1 pseudogene is annotated in these 441 nt (G+C 46.7%); it reads right to left on the bottom strand.

The annotated features are described in order from the left end of the window. Nucleotides 1-441 (bottom strand): annotated as a pseudogene (locus MM817_RS16505) (hypothetical protein); the annotation flags it as partial.

A 441-nucleotide genomic window follows, 5' to 3' on the forward strand; every position in this document is an offset into this window, starting at 1 on the left:
TCCCCCATACGATTTTTTTGAGCTTAGGCGGTGATAGGATCGGTCGTTGTTCTTCTTTTTCTTCTCGTTTACGCAAGGAAAACCGTTTTTTAGCTTCTTCTCGCCCTTCCTGTTCTACGTGATTCAATGTGACAGCCACTTCTTCGGATTCCTTCGATTCCGGTTCTAGCACATCATAAAGTTCTGGTTCTTTCGTATGAACGGCAAAGTCGTCCATATAGATCGCTACATCTTGCGCCGTTTTCGGATGATCAATCATCCGCTCCACCAAGCGCAATTCCAGCGCCTTGTCGACAAAAAGGAAGTCATAGACGCCTAAAAGGACGAGTTGCTTGTTGAGTTCTTCGGATTGATTCGCTTGTGTTCCGATATAGACGACACGAGCGTTAGCGCGGCGGATCAGGTGAATCAGATCAATGGTGTCTTGCCTTGTCTGAGCAA

Origin of the sequence: Sulfoacidibacillus ferrooxidans (assembly GCF_022606465.1) — a bacterium.
GTDB lineage: Bacteria > Bacillota > Bacilli > Alicyclobacillales > SLC66 > Sulfoacidibacillus > Sulfoacidibacillus ferrooxidans.